The organism is Marinobacter flavimaris, assembly GCF_045057155.1.
In the GTDB taxonomy this organism is placed as follows: Bacteria; Pseudomonadota; Gammaproteobacteria; order Pseudomonadales; family Oleiphilaceae; genus Marinobacter; species Marinobacter manganoxydans.
This window is the reverse complement of the sequence record NZ_CP171359.1, coordinates 2,036,495-2,052,613: the sequence shown is the minus strand read 5'-3', so window position 1 is coordinate 2,052,613 and position 16,119 is coordinate 2,036,495. Positions and strand designations below refer to the sequence as shown.

Sequence of the window (16,119 nt, the reverse complement as noted above, 5' to 3'; positions counted from 1 at the left end):
GCAGATCACAACCACGGTGGTATCTGGTCTGAACTGCTCTGAAGAAACCGCATGACCAGACACCGATACATTTGCCGGATCGAAATGTCTTGGGGTCTGACCCCATTATCACCGTATGACGCCCACCCTGTGGTTTATATAAGCGAGGAGCAGCAGCCTTGATCGGCGCTGCAGTCCAGAATGCTGACGCTATATCAGCTTCTTGGTCTGATTGAGCTGGAACCGGCGCAGGCGCAGGCGAGGTTGTTGGATGAAGGTGAGCAGGTGATGCGGCGGACGGGGTTGTTTGGGGGAATGTTTACCAAAGTGTAGGCTTCGGGGCTATCTCCAAGGCCGTAGCGATGCATTTTATGGCAAGGTTTGTCATAATTGGGCAAGTGGAGGGCGTAGCTATGGCAACAATGAATATATCCTTGCCCGATGCGATGAAAACGTGGGCAGAACAACAAGCGGAATCTGGCAGATATTCCAATACCAGCGATTACGTTCGTGATTTGATCCGCAAAGATCAAGACAGGCGGCACAAAATCGACCAGTTACAGGCTTTCGTTTCAAAGGGAATTGCGAGCGGAGAGGGAAGGCGTTCAATGGATGAACTCAGAGCTGCAGCAAAGTTTTTAGCCAGGGATGGAGAGGTCGATGAATTACATTCTCAGCAGGAAGGCTGAAGAAGATATTGTCTCTATCTACCTCCATGGATTGGAAAGCTTTGGTGAAATGCAGGCTGATGCTTACCATTCAAAATTACAGGCTTGCCTCCGTTTTCATCTGACCCCAACTTCACATCACCGCCGCTTCACGAAATAAACACTCAAATTCTGCCCCATCAAACTCTGCACCTCACTGCCCAAAGCCTCCGCCTGAATCTGCTGCTGAACCGGCCCCGTTGCCAGGCTATGGCCATCTACATCCCGCGCTTTCACGAGCTTCCATTCCACCTCATTACTCGCCATAGCCATCAACTCTTTCAGCTGGGCGGTATCCTGCGGCCGGAACCATCTGTCCCTGCAGCCGCCGAGGCTGTAGAAATCGGCGTCGGCGGTCAGGTCCTGCCAGGCGGCATCGTTTCTGTTGGCCAGAACCATCCGGCGGAGCTGGCGCAGCGTCTGACGGGTGGGTTGAAGCTTGTGCTCGGCAACCAGTTTACGAATCTGTTTGTCGCCGGACGTTTGCTCGGCAATGGCGGTGTGCATGTGCACCACAGCGCCGGAGCCGGTGGCCTGGTTAACCAGAGCCGCCAGAGACAGGGTGGTCATGGCCGGTGAGGGCAGGCGACCGACTTCAATCCAGTGCACCTGGTGGCCATCGGCAACGAAACGCTGGGCGATGGACCAGGGCCAGAACACGATGTTGTCCATACCCATCTCGTTCGCCATGCGCGTGGCTTTGGCGATGTTGGCCAGGGATTCATCCACCGCGATCACTTCCACATCGTCCAGATAGCTGGCCAGTTCCATCGCCCGCTGGCCGGACTGCGCACCGCAGATCATGAGGCGAAGAGTGGCCGGGAGGTTTTCTGTGTCCAGCCCCAGTTCGGTAGCCATCAATGTTTTAAGGCTGCTTTCGGTGCGGTAGGCCAACTGGGACCAGGACGGCCATGCCTGGGGAACATCGGTCTTATCCAGACAAAGTTCCTCGGCCTTCTCATCGAAATTCTGTTTGATCGCCTCTTCCTCAGCCCGGTCGTAATAGCTGGCGGCCAGAACGGGCTGTAATGCCAGGGGCCAGTCCACGAGATTCCACTGGCCAAGTTGTACCGCGAAGGGCTGGTGGAAGAGAGCCCCATACATTGCACTGATCATCAGTGAACCGATGAGTCCGTCCTGTTCCTCGCCAAGGGCGAACTGGGCCTGGATGCTGTCGTTGATAGCAGAGACCAGTCGTTCTTCATCGTCTTCAGCTGCCAGGGCATAGCCGGTTCTGTCGGCGTATTGAGCGATGGCCAGTGTCAGGCGTTGCAGTTCGTCCCGAAGTTCAACGGTTTGTGCGACTTCGGCAATAATTGCCCGACGCAGCAGGGTAACCAGCTCTTCCACCGCCGGATTGGGCATCAGGGTTTTCTGGAGAGCAAGGGTCAGCAGTTCGTCTTCGCTGGCGGCTTCAAGGGAAATCTGTGCGTCCGGGTTTTCAAGGCCGTAGTGGTGATGAATAATCGCGCCGACAAACCGGCCCAGTTCCTGATGCGGCAGACCGTCCCGCTGGAGAAGGGCGATAGCATCAAGGGCCAGGGCGGAATCCGCCTTGTTTACTTCCAGATGTTGGGCGCAGGTGAGCATGCCGCTGTAAACGGAATCCCATTCGGCACCGGTTTCCAGCAGCTTGCGGTAATGCAGGTAGGCCACATCAAACTGGCCCTGCAATCGCTTGGCGTGGGCAACGCCGCAGAAAGCGGCGGCAGATTGCCGGTCGCAGTCCAGGGCTTGCAGGAAATACTGCTCTGCAAGCGCCGGCCTCTCAGTTTTCAGGGCCCAGTAGCCCAGGTTGCAATACTGCTGCGCCTGATCCGGCTGATGGTCCAAGCTGGCATTGAACAGGGTATGTGCTTTCTCAAGCTGCCCGTCGTCCATCTCCACGCGGCCAAGCAGGCCCAGACCACCGGCATTCTCAGGCTCAAGAGCCAACGCCTCGTTCAGATAGCCCCGGCACTCCTGGCGGGCCTTAAGCCGCTGGATATGGCTGAGGCCGTTGCTGTTGGACTCCCCATAGGCAAGGTTGGCCTGCAGGAGCAGGCGCGCAACCTGGGCCTGTTGGGATTGGGATACCTGAACTTGATGCTTGGCTTGCATGGGACACCTCGTGAATACAGCCGCAATTGGGAGCGGCAAAGGTCTGCAGTTTTCGACGGTTTGCCGTGCTTTGAGGGAGGTGTTGCGAAAGGTGTGCCAGTTCTCTAAATCAACCGAACAGGCCCCGGATAGCGTGCAACCAGCTCATCAGAGGTAAGTAGCAAGAAACCCTCTGTTTCTGCCTGGGCGACCAGAATCCGGTCGAAAGGATCCTTGTGGATATCCGGGAGGTGGCTTACCGCAAGTGTGTGTTGCGAGGTGATCGGCAGTTCAGAATAGCCGTTATCGACAAGCCCGCGCCTCAGCAAATGAGGGTCAACCCGAAAATCCGGCCGGCCCAGACCATTTTTGATAACGACTTCCCAAAGGCTGGCAGCACTGAAAAGCAGGCGGTTCTCTTCATTGCCAATCAGCTCTGTAGCCCGAGGGGATAACTTGGAGGGCTCAGCCGCAGCCCAGAGCAGAACGTGAGTGTCCAGAAGCAGGTTCACGTCAGCCTCCGAACATTTCGACTATTTCATCCTGACCCATCCGGTCGAAATCATCCGGCACAGAAAATTCACCTTCCATGAAGCCGATCCTCTTTTGCTGGCCTGCTTCGGGGCAATCGTAAGCGGTTACGCGGGCAACCGGTTTGCCAGCCTTTGCAATAATGAAGGCCTCGCCTTTGGCGGCACGAGCCACAAGCTGTGACAGCCGGGTTTTTGCTTCATGCATGTTGATCGATTCCATGGTTAATCACCTTAGTTTAGTCTGGTAAGCTTAGTTTATCACCCGGCTTCGGTTTTTAGCTACTGTGGCAAAAGGGCAATGCAAAACCAAAACGGACGAGCTATTAGCTCGGCCGCTTTGATTCCACTTTTCAGGTCAAGCGCTGTTATCCCTGCAGCAACTGCAACACCTGCTGAGGCCTTGCGTTGGCCTGGGCCAGTACCGACAGGCCGGCCTGCTGAAGGACCTGGGTCCTGGCCAGTTCGGCGGATTCCGCTGCGAAGTCTGCGTCTCGAATGCGTGAGCGGGCTGCCGACAGGTTTTCAGTTGAAGTGCTCAGGTTGGCTATAGTGGTTTCAAATCGATTCTGCACTGCACCCAAGTCGGCCCGTATGCTGTTGATAGATTGCAACGCAGAGTCTACTGCTAACAGAGCTTTATTAGCCCCTGCTACAGTGGAGATATCAATAGTGGCAACATTTTGAGACTCTTCCACAGAAAGCAGGGTCTGGCTGAAGCCGATAATGTCTGCACCTTCAGTTATTGTTACATTTCCCAGGGATTGCAGGGTGATTTCGCCGCGGTAAGTGTAACTATTAGACGCACTAGCATCAGTATCGGCAGTTTGGGTGAAACCATTTTGGAACACAGAGGTGAGAACAGATTGCCCGGTTGTGGTACTAGCGTCGTCTGTGATGGAAATGTCTTCATCCAGAATGATGTTTCGACCATCTTTTGCAGTTAGAACCAGTTCATTGCTTGAATCTACAGACGCTCTGATACCGGTTTTCGATGTGAACTGGTTGATGGCGGCTTCTGCGTCTGAGAGTGAAACGCTATCGCCCCCATCAAGAGATGTCTCCAAGACCACAGTTCCGTTTACCGTGAGTTTGTAGGACGCAGTGTCGGCTTCGCCGCCGCTGTTAAATGTCACTAGCTCGTTTGAGCCAATGCCCGCAAAGCTTTTTTCTGTTTTTGCCAGTGCCTGCACTCCATCGATGCCGGTCCCGTTGATTGCTGCTGCTTTAGCGTAGGCGCTGTCGCCCGTTTGTCCGTCCAACGTGCCTGCAAAGCGATCTGAATCTGAGACGCTCTTGCCGTTAATAACTAATCCGTTCCCTGCAGTGGTGGTGGTGCCACTAACGCCCGTGAATTGGTCGACAGCTGCCGGGGATGTCGGGGTGCCTGTGAAGGAGCCGTCGGTGGGTGAGCCATCAAGTGCCGTTGCACCAGCGCGGGCGGTCGTGCCAGCGAGATCAACGACTGAACCAAGTTGGTTAGCTTTGGCTCCATCAACCGAGACACCGATGGTCTGGTTGGCATTGGCGCCAACCTGAAACTGTTGGGTTATGTATGACCCATCCAAGACGTTTAATCCGTTAAATTGCGTTTCAGTGGCAATGCGATCGATTTCTTCGATCAGCTGAGCAACTTCAGCTTGGAGGGCGGCACGATCAGAACCGGAGTTTGTCGCGTTGGCCGATTGAACCGACAGCTCTCGAATTCGTTGCAAGGCGTTCGCTGATTCGCTCAGCGCCCCCTCTGCGACCTGAGCGAGGGAAATGCCATCGTTCGCGTTTCGCACCGCCTGATTCAAGCCTCGAATCTGAGAAGTGAAGCGTTCGGAAATAGCAAGACCTGCCGCGTCATCCTTAGCCGAGTTGATGCGCAACCCAGACGAAAGTCTTTCCAAAGCAATGTTGGCATCGCCCTGAGTGGCGTTCAGGTTGCGCTGCGCATTCAGTGAAGCAATGTTGGTATTAATGACCTGAGGCATATCAATTCTCCCTGCTCAGAGGTGCCGGAAGCCTGGTGCCCGACCTTTAATGGGAACCCCCGCCGGCTGAAATTCGTTAAATTGCCGCTTTGTAGAGACATAAGCGAAGGGCATGCCAGTTTTCAAAATTGAAGATTAGGTCAATGTTTTTAATGCACTTTTTGTTTTTCTCGCCGATTGAGAAGAACATGGGAGGACAAAGAGCTGCCGCTTCGGAAGGAATTGAATTGCCGGTTTTACATTTGTTAACAAAAACAACGGATTTTTTTCTAAAGCAACCGGATGTGGCGCCGTTAAGTGGAGTAACAGGGCGGCGCTCCCAAACAAAGAACGGGCGCCAGACCTTTTCCATGAAATAACGACATCTGTCGAAGGAGAAGCAATATGGCTCTCGGTATTAACACTAACGTCGCTTCACTGTCTGCTCAGAATCAGTTGAGCAATTCCCAGAAGCTGAACGATCAGGCATTGGAGCGTTTGTCCTCAGGTCTGCGTATCAATTCTGCAAAGGATGATGCTGCCGGTCTCGCCATTTCCACCCGTTTCCAAGCGCAAATTTCAGGTCTTAATGTCGCGCAGCGCAACGCCAATGATGGCATTTCCTTGGCTCAAACTGCTGAGGGCGCATTGGGAGAAATTACCAGCTCTCTCCAGCGGATTCGTGAGCTGTCTGTTCAGTCAGCCAACGCAACGAACAGCTCATCTGATCGTCAGGCGCTGCAGGAAGAGGTTGCTCAGTTACAAAGCGAGATTGAGCGGGTAGCGACTACTACCGAGTTCAATAACACCAAGCTGCTCAACGGAAACTTTACTGCGCAGCAGTTCCAAGTTGGTGCCAATGCTAACCAGACTATTAATGTAACCGTGGATGGCGCACGTGCAACTCAAATTGGTTCAATCGTAAATGAAAAAGGAACCGGTGGCCCCACCTCAGGCGTAGCCGCAATTAACACGGCGGGTACCGTTGAAGGCACTGCGGACGCATACACTGGAGTTGACTCCAACGCTATCGATGGCACCAATGTAACCATCAACGGCACCAATATCGTGAAGTCGTCAGACTTCACCGGAGAGACAGCGCGGGGTGAAACGGACGATAGCGCATTTGCCAAGGCGGCTGCTATAAATGCTAGTGATGCTGGCGTTAGTGCAGTGGCGTCCAACTCAAAAACGATCAGCGTAGGTACCGCCAATGCGGTTAGCTTTAGTGCTGACACAGCTGGTGACACAGCAACCTATGCACTCGCGATAAATGGTGAGAATGTTTTCTCGCAGGACCTTACTTTCACTAGTCAGAACGTAACGGCTGTAGATATTAAGGATGCGGTAAATTCAAAGTCTGATACGACTGGTGTAACGGCCTCTTTTGACGCTAATACAAACGAACTAACTTTCACCAACAGTTCCGGCGGTAATATTGAGTTAAAAGAAACTGTAAGTGGGGTTGTTAACACTGATCCTGGTGGTGGCGCTGTTGCCGATCCATTGGACACTATTCTTACAACAGGCGGTGCGACTACCGTCGCAGCTGGAGATAACACTGCGACTTTCAGGGGCGATATTACTCTTCAGTCCAATGAGTTGGTCAACATAGAAGCTGGCGCAGCGGTAGTTGGCTTTGATGCGACATCTCAAAATATTTTGAATGTTGATACGTCAAAGTCTGTGGCCACTGTCGATATTTCCACAGTAACTGGCGCCAACGAGGCTATTTTGGCTATCGATGCGGCACTTGATAGCATTAACAGTTCGCGAGCAAAACTTGGTGCGGTTCAGAACCGTTTTGAATCTACCATTTCAAATATTGCGTCGACTTCTGAAAATCTGAGCGCGGCCAACAGCCGAATCTTGGATGCAGACTTCGCCGCAGAAACTGCAAAACTTTCCAAGTCGCAGGTGCTGCAGCAGGCCGGTATCTCCGTCCTGGCTCAGGCAAACGCCCGTCCGCAGCAGGTTCTGTCCCTCCTGCAGTAAGGGGCCAGCGGTAAAAGCTGGAACCTTCGGGTTCCGGCTTAACGCCGTTTGAGGATAGTGAGGTAAAGCTATGAATGACGTTAACCTGAACAGCCCGGATCTGAAGCTGGTTCGCACCAGTGAGCAAGTGCCGGCTCGGGCAATTTCGTCATCTCAGGCCGAGGGCAGGAATGCCTCCGACCTTGCTGGTTCGTCTGCCGCAGTCAGTCAGGTTGAGAGCTCTCAGGTTGCTTCGGACGTGTCCAAGGCTGAGAAGCTCCAGGCTCGGAATGAAGCCACACGGGAGCAACTGGATGATGCGGTTAGCCAACTGAACGATTTTGTTCAGAATGTGCAGCGGGATTTGCAGTTTGAAGTGGATAATGAGCTCGGGCAGACCGTAGTAAGGGTGGTCGATCAGCAAACCCGGGAAGTGATTCGCCAGATTCCGGACGAAGTGGCATTGAGGTTGGCAGAGAACTTGCAGCAGGATGAGCCGCTGACGTTGTTTAACATCAAGGTGTGAGGGCTTGCCGCTTTTGCGCTGATATGGACGACGGTATTTCAGCACCGCCTTACCTTTTAGGGTTTGGCGGTGTTTTCGTTTTGGGTGCGAGTTTGAAAATGGGGTCAGAAGAAGGCTTTCTTCTGACCCCGGGCCACTCCTTCTGACCCCGAATGGCGCCGATTGTTACGCGGTGTTACAAATCGGCGTGAGAAAAAGGCAAAGTTTTGCCGCCTTTTGCCGATAAACTGGTCAGTATCGAGTTTCGCCCCCTTGAGGAGGCATGAGCATGGCAAACATATCATCGTTGGGTCTTGGTTCAGGCGTTCTGAATTCGGATCTGGTTGATCAACTGGTGCAGGCAGAGCGCGCGCCTACCGAAAACCGGCTGACTCAAAAAACAGAACAGACCCAGGCTCTGATTTCCGCCTATGGAAAGCTGCGTAGCGCCGTTACCGAATTGCGTTTGCCCATGCGCCAGCTCAGTGCCCCGGACAATCTCAAGGCCTTTTCGGCGAATTCCTCCAATGAAGACATTGCCGTGTCCGTGGATAGCACCAAGGCTAGCCGGGGCACCTACAGCGTGGAGGTGACCAGCCTTGCCGGTGCGCAGGCGCTGGCTTCCCGTGATGTGTTTGCCGACCGCGATGCAACCAGCGTCGGGCAGGGGGCGATGACCCTGAATGTTGGCGACAAAACCACGAACATCACCATTGATAGCAGCAACGACACGCTTCAGGGGCTGGCGAATGCCATCAATGATGCCGACGCCGGCGTGTCGGCGGGTGTGATTGATACCGGCAACGGTTTCCAACTGGTTCTTTCCGCGGATGAGACTGGTACCGCCAATGCCGTCAGTATTTCTGTATCGGGTGACACGGTTGGAACCGATACCGATAACCTGGGGTTGTCGCGCTTTGCCTTCAATACCGGAATGGATGTGGATTCCGGTCTGCGCGAAACCATTGCCGCTTCAGATGCGGTTATGGAAATCAACGGTGTTGAGGTTACCCGCTCCACCAATAGCTTTGAGAACGTGATTGATGGGTTGACGTTTGATATTGCCGCCACAGGCTCTTCCATTATCAAGGTTCAGCAGGATTTCGGTGCGGTTGCGGACCGGGTTCAGGGCTTTGTCGACAAATTCAACGGCCTCCAATCCACGATCGATAGTCTTGCCGGTTTTAATTCCGAGGCGGGCGTGGGCAGTCTGCTTACGGGCGATAGCACCGTGCGGACGATTCAGAACCAGTTGCGCCAGGTGTTGACCCGCGTTGTGCCGGGTCTGGAAAACTCCAGCGTTCGCAGTCTGGCGGATGTGGGCATTACCACCAACTTTGAGACTGGTGGCCTTGAGTTTGACCGGGCGAAATTTGAGGAGCAGCTCAAGAATAATCCGGATGATGTTACCGCTCTGTTTGCAGAGCAGGGGCGCACGACAGACAGCCAGGTCGAGTTTGTGCGCAGCGGTCTTGATACTGCCCCGGGTAAATACGGCATCAACATTACCCAGGCGGCAACGCAGGGTTCTCTTTTGGCCGGTAGTGCGCTTGCCGATGGCATTACGATTGATGGAGCGAACGATGAGCTCTCGTTTCAAGTCAATGGTGAGACGTCCGTTAGTCTGCAGTTGACTCAGCAAACCTACGCCTCTGCTCAGGATCTGGTGGATGAGATTCAGTCCCAGTTGAATAGCAATAATGCCCTGAATGCGGCAGGCACGTCCGTACAGGTTGAGCTTGATGCAAGCGGCAACCTGAGCTTCACGTCTGCAAAATACGGAAGCGAGTCTTCGGTATCCCTCACTTCGGCGGAAAATCCGACCACTTTCGGCCTGGATTCTGTCACGCCTGCGACCGGCGTCGATGTGGCTGGCACTATTGATGGCCGGACTGCCGAGGGCGATGGGCAGGTCCTGTTCCTTGGGAACGGCAACGGCGGTGCTTCCGGACTGCAGGTCCGTATACTTGGAGATCAGACTGGCAGTCGAGGTTCCATTACCTTTGTTGAAGGTGTGGCCGAGCGTACGGTTGATCTGGTAACAAGTTTCGTTGGTGCGGATGGTGCGATTGAATCCCGCACGGAGAGTCTGAACCGGGACCTGGAGCAGATTCAGCAAAACCAGGCACGTCTTGAAGAGCGAATCGCGGCTTATCGTGAACGGTTGGTCAGCCAGTTCACCGCTGCTGATTCATTGATTTCCCAGCTCAACAGCACCCAGGATTACGTAACTCAGCAACTCGCGGCGCTTGCGCCCCAAAACAACCGGAACAACAACTGACCGGCCCGGTCCGGTTAGCGAACAAAGAGGTCTAGCATGAACGGTTTACAGGCATACCAGCGAGTAAACACCCAAACCAGCATCACCGATGCGGATCCGCACAAGCTTATCCAGCTGCTTTATAACGGAGCTCTGGAGCGCATCAACATGGCGAAGGCCCGCATGCAGGCGAAGGATTACGAAGGCAAGGGTAAGCTGATCACCAAGGCCATCGAGATTATCGGTGGCCTGCGCAGCTTCCTGGATTTCGAGCAGGGCGGTGACCTCGCGGCCCGGCTCGAAGGGCTTTATGACTACATGGAGCGAACGCTGTTCGAGGCGAATGCCAGGAACGATGTGGCCAGGCTCGATGAAGTGGCTAACCTGCTGCGGTCAATCAAGGAAGGCTGGGATGGCATTCGCGAAGAAGCGATGGGGCAGCAGCAAGCTGTCTGAGTGAAGTCGGGGTCAGATGAACGCTTTCATCTGACCCCATGAGCGCACCTGATTCCATCGCAGCGAGGGCATCAGGAGGCTCACTCCCAACGAATATCAATCGTCCGCCGATTGGCCATGCAGTCCCTCAAATAAAGATTTATAAGAGTCTGATATGGCACGCCGGTTTCTTCGGCCATTTCTTTGAAGTACTCCAGCACATCTTCCCCGAGCCGCATTGTTACAGGCTTTTTGAGTTTGGCGGCATAGGGGTTCGGCCGCGACTTCATTTTCGAGAGATCGTATTCTGCTTTCATGAGAGGCCACCATGGTAGTGTGTGCGTTCTCTGGCTGTCGCTTTCCTTGCGGAAATTATTCGGATTGCATTGCCTCCTGCACGCTCGCAGTGACAGACAAGCAAGATTCTGCCGAGCGCACTTGTTCCAAGCATGAGGAACCTGTCCTCATGCTGTGAGTTTTCTTCGTCGAAGAACTGGATGGCAAACTCATCAAAAAAGACAGTTTGCGCCTCTTCAAAGCTGACTCCGTGCTTTCTCTCGTTCGACGTTGCTTTGGTTCGATTCCATTCGAATTTGATCATACGTACAGTGTATGTACGCTGCTACGTTAGTCAATAGCCATTCCCGCTGCAGTTCCGTACAATGTGCGCCTTATTTCGATCGAGAAATTGGGGTATACCTTGGGGTAAGGCTAAAATTGGGGTCAGATGAAGGCTTTCATCTGACCCCGTCTTCACTCTCACTCCGGATATCCCTCAGTTTCTATCCATTCTGTTCAGTCTGGAGCAAGGGCATGTCTGATATCAAAAAGGTGGTGCTGGCCTATTCCGGTGGCCTGGATACTTCCGTCATCGTTCGGTGGTTGCAGGATACCTATAACTGTGAGGTGGTGACCTTCACCGCCGACATCGGTCAGGGCGAGGAAGTGGAGCCGGCGCGGGCGAAAGCCGAGGCGTTGGGCGTTAAGGAAATCTACATCGAGGACCTGCGCGAGGAGTTTGTGCGCGACTATGTGTTCCCGATGTTCCGCGCGAACACCGTCTATGAAGGCGAGTACCTGCTGGGTACGTCCATTGCCCGCCCGCTGATTGCCAAGCGCCTGATCGACATTGCCAACGAAACCGGCGCCGATGCGATTTCTCACGGTGCCACCGGCAAAGGCAACGACCAGGTGCGCTTCGAGCTGGGTGCCTATGCCCTGAAGCCGGGCGTGAAGGTGATCGCTCCCTGGCGCGAGTGGGATCTGAATTCCCGCGAGAAGCTGCTGGCCTACTGCGACGAGCGCAATATCCCGGTGGAGAAGAAGAAGGGCAAGTCGCCTTACTCCATGGATGCCAACCTGCTGCACATCTCTTACGAAGGCATCAATCTGGAAGATCCCTGGGCGGAAGCCGAGGAAGACATGTGGCGCTGGAGCGTGTCTCCGGAAGCCGCGCCGGATACGCCGACTTACGTTGAGCTGACCTATAGGAAGGGTGATATTGTTGCCATCGACGGCCATGAGATGAAGGCGCATGAGGTGCTGGAAACCCTGAACAAGGTTGCCGGCGCGAATGGTATTGGTCGCCTGGATATTGTCGAGAACCGCTACGTGGGCATGAAGTCCCGCGGCTGCTACGAGACCCCGGGCGGCACCATCATGCTGCGCGCCCACCGTGCCATTGAGTCCATCACCCTGGACCGCGAAGTGGCGCACCTGAAAGACAGCATCATGCCGCGCTATGCGGAGGTGATCTATAACGGTTACTGGTGGTCACCGGAGCGCGAGGCTCTGCAGGCCCTGATCGATCAGACCCAGGATTATGTAAACGGCACGGTTCGACTGAAGCTCTACAAGGGCAATGTGGACGTGGTTGGCCGCAAGTCTGAGGATTCCCTGTTTGACGAGAAGATTGCCACCTTCGAGGAAGATCAGGGGGCGTATGATCAAAAGGATGCGGAAGGCTTTATCAAGCTGAATGCACTTCGCCTGCGGATTGCTGCAGGGAAAGGCCGCAAGCTTTAGAGCGTGAACTTGGGGTCAGATGAAAATGGGGTCAGATGACTTTTCATCTGACCCCATTTTCATCTGACCCCGTTTTCATCCACAATCCGGCGTTTTTGGTTATACTCTTCGACAAAATACCAACAACGATTTAAGTCACCATGCCCCCTCTCGGAACCGCTTCCGTCTCTGCCCTACGCCAATATGTTCGCTACGCCGATGCCAAAGGCATTGATACCTCCAACCTTTTCAGCAAAGCGGGCCTTGAGCTGAACATTCTCGATACCGGTGACGGTCGCCTGAACGGCGAGCAGTTTCAAACCTTTATCCGCCTGCTTGCCGAAACAACGGGTAATCCTGTCCTGGGCCTGGAAACCGGTGATTACGTGCAGCCGGGCTCCTATAGCGTGCTTGGTTATATAACGATGAGTTGTGCGACGCTTGGAGAGGCTGTCACTCGAATTGCACCCTATGAAAAGTTGGTGGGAGATATGGGCACCACGGGGCTGCGGATGAATGGTGATGAAGTGTCTCTGGTGTGGACCTGCAACTTTACGGATCCGCTGGTATGGCCCCAGGTAGTGGACAATGTGTTTGCCTCATGGATCAACTATGCCCGTTGGCTGGCGGATAACCGGAAGGCTTCGCCACTGCGGGTACAGCTTCGGCGTTCCTCCCCGGGGAGCGATTACGAGAAGGCCTATGCAGAGCGTTGGCAGTGCCCGGTGGAGTTTAGTGCCGAAGAGGACTGCGTTATCCTGCACCAGAGTCTTCTGTCCACACGCCTGCGCCAGCCAGACCCGCTGTTGCGCAAGACCCTGGAAACTCATGCGTTATCACAGTTGGCCCTGCTGGATTCTGATACGGATCTGACCAGCCGGGTAAAACAGAGTATTCAGAAACAACTTGCGGACGGGGTCACCCGGCAGGATATGATTGCTGAAGATCTGGGTATGACCAGCCGCACCCTGCAACGCAAGCTGGGCCAGGAGGGGGTGTCCTACCAGAAGCTGTTGGATGAAGTCCGCCAGCAGATGGCTGAAGACTACCTGCGAAACACCGAAATGAGTATTCCCGATATCGCCTTCCGGCTGGGGTACAGCGAGACGACATCCTTCCACCGCAAGTTCAAGGCGGTGATGGGTCAGACTCCGGGGGATTTTCGTAAAAACTGAATTTGGATGGCAAGCTAAGGAGAGCAAAAATGCCAGTAATCTCGATGTTCTATGGCATTCTGATAAGAATGTACCTGTTGGATAATAATCATCACAATCTTCCACACATTCATGCTCGGTACGCAGAGTTTGAAGCATCGGTGAGTCTGCATGATGGAGAGTTACTCGCCGGTACCCTACCGAGAAAACAGCTCCGTCTCGTTCAGGCATGGATTGAGCTTCACAGGGAAGAATTGCTGGTAGACTGGGATTTGGCTGTTCATGGGGAGCTACCCTTCAGGGTTGCTCCGCTCTAGGAGGTGCGGATGTATTGGGATATCAAGAGTGTTGAGGCGCTAGATGACTATAAGCTGAAGGTAGTACGTATTGATGGCCTGGAAGGCGTTCTGGATATGTCGCCTTACCTTGAAAAAGGCATTTTTCATGAGTTGAAAGATACGGATTATTTTCGGCAGGTCGGTATCAGCTATGGTGCGATTACTTGGCCCAATGGTCAGGATATTGCGCCGGAGACGGTGGAGCAGGAGTTAAAGCGGTCAGCGTTATTGAAAGTTTCCGAAGGGTAATGGGTGTCAGGCTTATAATAAAAAGGCCAGCTAAAAAGCTGGCCCAAAAAACAAGGAAAGAACGAAAGTGCCTGAAAAATTCGTTAATCCGGTGGATCTCATTCCCCATTTGGCGGCGGAGGTACTGCACGGCTCCTCCGCCATGGGGGATACTGCTTGAATCCACAATTGCAGAATAGGTCTTCCGCTTCTGCCTGTCTGTTTGTGAAGTGTGTATCAGTGTTACCGACTGTGAAGAGGGGTCAGATGAAAATGGGGTCAGATGAACTTTCATCTGACCCCATTTTCATCTGACCCCAATTTCAGGCTATGCCGTTGCATCGAGCTCTGGCGCCGTTTCGGTAAACCGCCGGGTATCATAGGCATCCACCAATCCCTGCACTGCGGCCCGCTCCATATCCTGTATCGAGGGCGTGCCGTTCTGGGCGTTTGCCTTGCACAGCACCATGCCTGCCTCCACGGAAATATAACCGGCAGTGGTTTTCAGGGCTTTGTGGTTGATGCCGTCGAACACGCGCCGGAAGGCGGTGGTTGTGCAATGGTCGCTGTTCGGGAAGTAGGCAATGATGGCGAACTGGTTGTCGCCGACGCGGCACAGGGCATCAATAGGGCGTATCAGGGTGCTCAGGCGGCGGGCGATGCCGATGCCCAGCTCACTCATCACCGTGGGCGGGTGTTTGCGTTTCAGTTCCTGCCAGTTGCGAATGCCGCACAGCACGTAGGCAGAGCATCCGCCGCGGGATTCAGCGTGGCGCAGCATCTTGGTCAGCCGCTCGCGGCCGTATTTGGTGTTGCAGAGGCCGGTTTCCAGATCAATGATGTTGGTGGATTCCAGTTCCCGGTTGTTCTCGATCAGCAGTGAGTTTGCCTTCAGCAGGGTATTCTGGCGGTCGGCCATTCGATCTGCCGCAAAGATGCGGGGGATCAGCTGTTTGGTCATGTCGGACTTGTAGATGAAGTCATCCACGCCCCGATCAAAGGCTTCCGAGAGTGCTTCCACGCTTTCCCGGGCCGTGAGCAGGATCACGTAGGTATAATGGTTGTTCTGTTCGTCCTGCTGGCGGACCTGATCGGTCAGTTCCAGGCCATCCATCTCAGGCATCAGCCAGTCGGCGATCAGCACGCTCACCGGTCGCTGTTCGATCAGTTGAAGGGCTTCCGGGGCATCGTTGACGATGCGCACGTCGCGATATCCGGCCTTTCGCAGGGTGCGTCCTACCACCATACTGCTGAATTTCGCGTCGTCTACTACGAGGATGGGAAGGTCCAGATTGGGCATTGTTATCTACTTTTACCAGTCCGTTGTCAGGTGCGGGAGATGCCGGGGGTTGGTATCATCCCCAGCAAATTGAAGAAGTATACCTTCTTACCTTGTTGGAGAATAACGACCATGCCTTCTTTTGACATTGTTTCAGAAATTGATATGCACGAAGTGACCAATGCGGTTGACCAGGCCAAGCGGGAACTAGGCAATCGCTGGGACTTCAAAAACGTTGAAGCCGACATTGAGCTGGACGACAAAGGCATTACCATCAGCGCTGAGCAGGAGTTCCAGCTCGAGCAGTTGCTGGATATGCTGCGGATGGCGTTTGCCAAGAGGAACATCGATGCCCGTGCTCTGGCGGAAGATGGCGACAGCAAGTCCGGCAAGCTGGTCAAGCAGCACCTGCTGCTGAAGCAGGGCATTGAAACCGATATGGCCAAGAAAATTGTGAAGATGATCAAGGACCAGAAGATGAAGGTCCAGGCCAGTATTCAGGGCGATAAAGTGCGGGTGACCGGCAAGAAACGGGATGATCTCCAGGAGGCCATCGCTATGCTGCGCGAAGCTGAGCTGGATATCCCGCTGCAGTTCAATAATTTCCGCGACTGATCCGGAGGCTTCACCATCTTAACCGGCACCCGCCTGACCCTGATTCGGGACACGCTCTACACCTACACCCGTTG

General features: G+C 54.1%; 19 protein-coding genes. 12 read left to right on the top strand and 7 right to left on the bottom strand.

Annotated features, from left to right (window positions below; translation table 11 throughout):
• Nucleotides 1-180: 180 nt before the first annotated feature.
• Nucleotides 181-312, top strand: coding sequence for a hypothetical protein (locus ACGK9W_RS09555; protein ID WP_405420595.1), 132 nt, complete (start codon nucleotides 181-183; stop codon nucleotides 310-312).
• 80 nt (nucleotides 313-392) lie between these two features.
• On the top strand, nucleotides 393-668 hold the full coding sequence (locus ACGK9W_RS09550; RefSeq protein WP_341582261.1) for a type II toxin-antitoxin system ParD family antitoxin: 276 nt from the start codon (nucleotides 393-395) through the stop codon (nucleotides 666-668).
• Between the two features lie 117 nt (nucleotides 669-785).
• Here the strand turns inward: ACGK9W_RS09550 and ACGK9W_RS09545 are convergent, their stop codons facing one another.
• The 4 genes from ACGK9W_RS09545 to ACGK9W_RS09530 form a co-directional block, all read right to left on the bottom strand.
• The gene (locus ACGK9W_RS09545; protein WP_405420592.1) at nucleotides 786-2,786 is read right to left on the bottom strand and encodes a hypothetical protein; all 2,001 of its coding nucleotides are present in this window, start codon (nucleotides 2,784-2,786) and stop codon (nucleotides 786-788) included.
• 104 nt (nucleotides 2,787-2,890) lie between these two features.
• Complete coding sequence (locus tag ACGK9W_RS09540; RefSeq protein ID WP_405420589.1) at nucleotides 2,891-3,277, bottom strand: type II toxin-antitoxin system VapC family toxin; 387 nt, start codon at nucleotides 3,275-3,277, stop codon at nucleotides 2,891-2,893.
• A gap of 1 nt (nucleotide 3,278) precedes the next feature.
• On the bottom strand, nucleotides 3,279-3,518 hold the full coding sequence (locus tag ACGK9W_RS09535; RefSeq protein WP_405420586.1) for a type II toxin-antitoxin system Phd/YefM family antitoxin: 240 nt from the start codon (nucleotides 3,516-3,518) through the stop codon (nucleotides 3,279-3,281).
• A gap of 145 nt (nucleotides 3,519-3,663) precedes the next feature.
• On the bottom strand, nucleotides 3,664-5,274 hold the full coding sequence (locus tag ACGK9W_RS09530; protein ID WP_405420584.1) for a flagellin: 1,611 nt from the start codon (nucleotides 5,272-5,274) through the stop codon (nucleotides 3,664-3,666).
• Nucleotides 5,275-5,417: 143 nt separating this feature from the next.
• Here ACGK9W_RS09530 and ACGK9W_RS09525 point away from each other — a divergent pair, with 143 nt between their 5' ends.
• From ACGK9W_RS09525 to fliS, 5 genes are all read left to right on the top strand, one after another.
• Nucleotides 5,418-5,633: a hypothetical protein gene (locus ACGK9W_RS09525; RefSeq protein ID WP_405420581.1), complete on the top strand. Its 216-nt coding sequence runs from the start codon at nucleotides 5,418-5,420 to the stop codon at nucleotides 5,631-5,633.
• Nucleotides 5,634-5,658: 25 nt separating this feature from the next.
• Nucleotides 5,659-7,248 (top strand): flagellin, encoded by a 1,590-nt coding sequence (locus ACGK9W_RS09520; RefSeq protein ID WP_405420580.1) that lies wholly within the window; start codon nucleotides 5,659-5,661, stop codon nucleotides 7,246-7,248.
• Between the two features lie 70 nt (nucleotides 7,249-7,318).
• Nucleotides 7,319-7,753 (top strand): flagellar protein FlaG, encoded by a 435-nt coding sequence (locus ACGK9W_RS09515; RefSeq protein ID WP_405420577.1) that lies wholly within the window; start codon nucleotides 7,319-7,321, stop codon nucleotides 7,751-7,753.
• A 268-nt stretch (nucleotides 7,754-8,021) separates the two neighbouring features.
• Complete coding sequence (gene fliD / locus ACGK9W_RS09510; protein ID WP_405420574.1) at nucleotides 8,022-10,013, top strand: flagellar filament capping protein FliD; 1,992 nt, start codon at nucleotides 8,022-8,024, stop codon at nucleotides 10,011-10,013.
• 36 nt (nucleotides 10,014-10,049) lie between these two features.
• Nucleotides 10,050-10,448 carry a flagellar export chaperone FliS gene (gene fliS, locus ACGK9W_RS09505; RefSeq protein ID WP_405420572.1) on the top strand — a complete coding sequence of 133 codons (399 nt, stop codon included), beginning with the start codon at nucleotides 10,050-10,052 and terminating at the stop codon, nucleotides 10,446-10,448.
• Nucleotides 10,449-10,528: 80 nt separating this feature from the next.
• Here fliS and ACGK9W_RS09500 read toward each other — a convergent pair whose 3' ends face one another.
• Both ACGK9W_RS09500 and ACGK9W_RS09495 read right to left on the bottom strand, forming a co-directional pair.
• A complete protein-coding gene (locus ACGK9W_RS09500; protein ID WP_405420570.1) occupies nucleotides 10,529-10,744 on the bottom strand; it encodes a BrnA antitoxin family protein in 216 nt (71 codons plus the stop codon).
• Complete coding sequence (locus tag ACGK9W_RS09495) at nucleotides 10,741-11,028, bottom strand: BrnT family toxin (RefSeq protein WP_405420567.1); 288 nt, start codon at nucleotides 11,026-11,028, stop codon at nucleotides 10,741-10,743. The genes ACGK9W_RS09500 and ACGK9W_RS09495 overlap by 4 nt, the downstream gene beginning before the upstream one ends.
• Before the next feature lie 212 nt (nucleotides 11,029-11,240).
• On the opposite strand from ACGK9W_RS09495, the gene ACGK9W_RS09490 reads away from it, so the two are divergent.
• From ACGK9W_RS09490 to ACGK9W_RS09475, 4 genes are all read left to right on the top strand, one after another.
• Nucleotides 11,241-12,452 carry an argininosuccinate synthase gene (locus tag ACGK9W_RS09490; RefSeq protein WP_117617664.1) on the top strand — a complete coding sequence of 404 codons (1,212 nt, stop codon included), beginning with the start codon at nucleotides 11,241-11,243 and terminating at the stop codon, nucleotides 12,450-12,452.
• A gap of 140 nt (nucleotides 12,453-12,592) precedes the next feature.
• The gene (locus tag ACGK9W_RS09485) at nucleotides 12,593-13,606 is read left to right on the top strand and encodes an AraC family transcriptional regulator (RefSeq protein ID WP_405420564.1); all 1,014 of its coding nucleotides are present in this window, start codon (nucleotides 12,593-12,595) and stop codon (nucleotides 13,604-13,606) included.
• 29 nt (nucleotides 13,607-13,635) lie between these two features.
• Nucleotides 13,636-13,902: a DUF4160 domain-containing protein gene (locus ACGK9W_RS09480; RefSeq protein WP_053112549.1), complete on the top strand. Its 267-nt coding sequence runs from the start codon at nucleotides 13,636-13,638 to the stop codon at nucleotides 13,900-13,902.
• Between the two features lie 9 nt (nucleotides 13,903-13,911).
• Complete coding sequence (locus ACGK9W_RS09475) at nucleotides 13,912-14,172, top strand: DUF2442 domain-containing protein (RefSeq protein ID WP_405420561.1); 261 nt, start codon at nucleotides 13,912-13,914, stop codon at nucleotides 14,170-14,172.
• Nucleotides 14,173-14,479: 307 nt separating this feature from the next.
• Here the strand turns inward: ACGK9W_RS09475 and ACGK9W_RS09470 are convergent, their stop codons facing one another.
• The gene (locus ACGK9W_RS09470) at nucleotides 14,480-15,451 is read right to left on the bottom strand and encodes a response regulator (protein ID WP_405420558.1); all 972 of its coding nucleotides are present in this window, start codon (nucleotides 15,449-15,451) and stop codon (nucleotides 14,480-14,482) included.
• 111 nt (nucleotides 15,452-15,562) lie between these two features.
• On the opposite strand from ACGK9W_RS09470, the gene ACGK9W_RS09465 reads away from it, so the two are divergent.
• Nucleotides 15,563-16,045 (top strand): YajQ family cyclic di-GMP-binding protein, encoded by a 483-nt coding sequence (locus ACGK9W_RS09465; RefSeq protein ID WP_008171349.1) that lies wholly within the window; start codon nucleotides 15,563-15,565, stop codon nucleotides 16,043-16,045.
• Nucleotides 16,046-16,119: the final 74 nt, after the last annotated feature.